Genomic DNA, 3,123 nt, shown 5'->3' on the forward strand with positions numbered 1-3,123 from the left:
CCCATGACTAAAGTCACGGGATTTCCGGCTAGGCGTCATTAAAGGTGGGACGTAATTTAGGTCCTTTACTGTAAAAATACCATCACTTAACGTGGCTAGCGAATAGCGCTCACTAAGCATCGCTTGGATACGTTGGATCAATAAAGTTTTGCCAACACCTACTGGTCCACAAATGCCTAGTACCAAAGTTTTATTCTTAGTCATTGCTTGCCCCCATGTTAGATAACGGTTTAGCAATTTGGATTTAGCCAACTATCACCGTCTTTATGAGGATATACATTGATACTTGCACCATGCAATAACAATTAAACGTACAATAGTTAACGTAAATTATCAAATCAGCCAGACACTCTCATGCCTTACAAGTAATAATCTACGCCATAACACCGCCTAAAAATATTCTTTGTTTTTATTTGATCTCAAAAAAACGTGTTTTTCCTTAAAGATCAAACCTTTTCTTTACTCAAAAATTTAGCTCCACCGTTCAAAACTGTTCATTTTCGATAGTTCGTTCCCCTTTTAAAATCAAATCAAGCTAAAAAAACGCCAATTTATATAAATAAAAAAAATTTCTTGTTTCATTATTAGTTATCAAAAAATAACTATAAAATTATAGGATGAAATATTTTTTTAACAAACAATCCTTGATCGTGCGCAACTTTGAAGCAATATTGCCAAAATTACTAAAGTTATTATATAATTTCATTGTTTAAATTTTTTATAATAACTTAAGATTTATCGTTGGAGGCGGCCGCCATGCATAATGAACAGCTCTTTGATCATAAGAGTCTACAGATCTATTCTTTATTACTACTGCTACATTTACATAATAATCACATCCATAAATCCGAGCTCTGTCAAGCCCTCAAGATCACCTCTCCGACCTTAAGTCAGCTGACTGAACAGATCAATGGGTTTGATCCCCAGTTATTGACTGTGACACGCCATGAGATCATTTTGGATCTCCCTTATAACAGCCAAGCAGTTCAAAGTTTAAATAAACAGATCTTATCTTCATCATTACGCTTTCAACTCCTAGATCTTTATTTTAAACATTCAACGTTGACCCGGGAAGAAACCGCACGCTCCTTAAATATCAGTTTGACTTCTACCAATAAATTGATCGGCGAATGTAACGAACTTTTACGCGAATTCAACTTAGAGATCAAACAAAATATGTTGCGTGGCACTGGAGCACAGTTCTTTTATTTTTATTTTAATTTTTACTGGAACAATCATGCTAAAGGCACAGCTCTAAGAAAATTCATTATTTCTGACCATGGTTTCAAAGCATATGCCAAAGAAAAACTCGGGTCTCATTTGAGCATCATTCAAAATGATCAGATCAGTCTATGGCTATCTTTATTAAGTAATAAGCATGAATTGATCCAAACTTATTTTAGTAAACAAAAGGCTAGTACGCTATTTTTTGAAGTTAAAGTGACTCCACTTTATCAAGCTTTAACAAATTATTTCAAGCAAAATTGGGTCTTTTTAGATCATGACTTAGTTGAATACTACAGCTATTTGACGTTTATTTTTTTAAACACCCATAATATCATCAGCTATCCAGTCACTGAGATAAATTCATTGTTTAAACATTCAAAATGTCAACAATTACTTGAACAGGCTACGACGATCTTGACAAATAGCTATAATTTCAATAATGATTTCAATGCTTTGCGTAGCAGCCTTTATTTTACGATCAATAAACTTTTATTGCTTGAAGGTTACTATTACTCAAATAATATCCTTAACCTTGAAGTCAAAAAGGAAGCCTCGCAACCTTTTGAAGAAAAAGTTATCGCTGAGATCTTAAATATCCCGCTAGCACAAAGCTTTAAACTCAATACTTATAAATTACAAGCGGTCCGCGATAACCTTAAAATGATGATCTATCCTCATAAAAACATGAAGCGCCGTTGTATCAGTATCGGAGTCGTCTCACAGCTTCCGATCGCAACGCGCTATGCATACATCACTGAGATCCAAAATATTTTAAGTAAAGGGCACAATATCTCGGTCAATGATTATCTTGAACAAGCCCACTATGATCTGGTGATCGCTGATTTTAATCTCCAAGATCTAGCTAGCTTTAAAGCACCGATCCTATATTTAGATGACCTAGAAGTTCCCAATAATGTAAAATTGCTCGAAGATGCTGTCTCACAACTTGAAAGCGAAATGTACCAACCTTTACTTTTAAACTAATAAATGACCTCCACTAGCGTTTAAAGCGACGACTATTGGAGGTCATTTTAGTTTAATTTTTACGGTCAAAGATCGTATATGCGTGTTTTCCATTATAAGGATGGCGACTGATCGAGTATTCAAAAGGGCGCCCATCTTGTAAGTAAACGACTTGCTCGACTTGCAAGATCGGATCAGTTTCAGCGGATGCTAAATACTTAAGATCATTTTTTGAAGCTTTTTCGGCAGAGATCTTACGAAAGGCGCCGCCGATCTCTAAATGAATTTCTTTAGTCAAATAAGCATAGATCGAATCAAAGAGAACTTCTTGACTTAAGTTAGGTACTAAGCTGATCGGCATAAAGGTATGCTCCAAAGCATACGGTTCATTATCAACAAAACGCAAACGTAAGATCTCATAGACTGGTTCATTTTGCTTCAATTCTAAACGTTCCTTGACCTCAGGCGTAGGAAAAGTCACATCAAAAACGATCGGTTTACTTTTGACCCGCGCTTTACTGAATTGACTACTCAAGCCCCCATAACTATCTACTGGTAAGGCATCTTTTTGCGCTAAGGCATTCTTTTTTACAAAGGTCCCAGCTCCTCTTTTAGAATAGATGAAACCCTCGACCGCTAACATATCTAGAGCTTTTTTGACTGTCATCCGACTAGTTTTAAAATCACGTGCCAATGTGTTTTGATCTGGGATCATACTACCAGCAGGATACTTCCCATCAATGATCTGTTTTTTGACTGTTTTTAGGATCTGTTTATATTTTGGCTCCATCTTAGTCCCCCCATATTCCTGTATTGTATTTACTTTAAGAATATAGTAGCAATACTTTTAACGTAATGCAAAGGTAAAACTAGACTTAAAAAAGAGGCTGTGACATAAGTCTCTATCTGTAAAGAAGACCATTCGAATTTTTT

At 35.6% G+C, this 3,123-nt stretch carries 2 protein-coding genes and 1 pseudogene; 1 reads left to right on the top strand and 2 read right to left on the bottom strand.

Features of this window, described 5'->3' with window-relative positions:
- Positions 1 to 204: pseudogene (locus tag LMU01S_RS09780) on the bottom strand (hypothetical protein); the annotation flags it as partial.
- 552 nt (positions 205 to 756) lie between these two features.
- Here LMU01S_RS09780 and LMU01S_RS09785 point away from each other — a divergent pair.
- On the top strand, positions 757 to 2,211 hold the full coding sequence (locus tag LMU01S_RS09785; protein ID WP_056958671.1) for a helix-turn-helix domain-containing protein: 1,455 nt from the start codon (positions 757 to 759) through the stop codon (positions 2,209 to 2,211).
- Between the two features lie 52 nt (positions 2,212 to 2,263).
- Here the strand turns inward: LMU01S_RS09785 and LMU01S_RS09790 are convergent, their stop codons facing one another.
- The gene (locus LMU01S_RS09790) at positions 2,264 to 2,980 is read right to left on the bottom strand and encodes a GntR family transcriptional regulator (protein ID WP_056958672.1); all 717 of its coding nucleotides are present in this window, start codon (positions 2,978 to 2,980) and stop codon (positions 2,264 to 2,266) included.
- Positions 2,981 to 3,123: the final 143 nt, after the last annotated feature.

It is taken from the genome of Ligilactobacillus murinus DSM 20452 = NBRC 14221 (assembly GCF_001591685.1).
Classification (GTDB): Bacteria; Bacillota; Bacilli; order Lactobacillales; family Lactobacillaceae; genus Ligilactobacillus; species Ligilactobacillus murinus.